The sequence below is a fragment of the Butyricimonas sp. DFI.6.44 genome (assembly GCF_022132345.1).
In the GTDB taxonomy this organism is placed as follows: Bacteria; Bacteroidota; Bacteroidia; order Bacteroidales; family Marinifilaceae; genus Butyricimonas; species Butyricimonas muris.
Map to the genome: position 1 here is coordinate 1 of NZ_JAKNJD010000037.1, position 414 is coordinate 414.

General features: G+C 44.9%; 1 protein-coding gene. It reads left to right on the forward strand.

Annotated features, from left to right (window positions below):
• On the forward strand, positions 1-208 hold a 208-nt coding region (locus tag L0M98_RS22540; RefSeq protein ID WP_227217898.1), incomplete at its 5' end, for a hypothetical protein.
• Between the last annotated feature and the right edge of the window lie 206 nt (positions 209-414).

Consider the following 414-nt stretch of genomic DNA (forward strand, 5'->3'; position numbering starts at 1 on the left):
TCGTAACAAGGTAGCCGTACCGGAAGGTGCGGCTGGAACACCTCCTTTCTGGAGCGAGAGCTCATGTGGCTCGCTGCCGTTAGTTCATTTTTCACAACGGGTATCCCTCGAGGGAACCTTCAAGGCTCGTTGCCTTGGTACCCGTCATTTAATTTTAGAATTAAACGTTTTGGATTTTAAATTTCAATCTAGAATCTGGAATCATTAAATCTAAAATTGGAAAGTTCTTTGACATGCTGGAACGTTAACGGATTATTTAATCCGTGAAGTAAAAATGTAGTAAAAAACACAGAGCCGTCGATGTAGTGATACATCGACAAGGTAGAAATACAACACGACGCTAACGAACGTGAATAACCAAGGGCGCGCGGTGGATGCCTAGGCTCTCGGAGGCGATGAAGGACGCGATAAGCC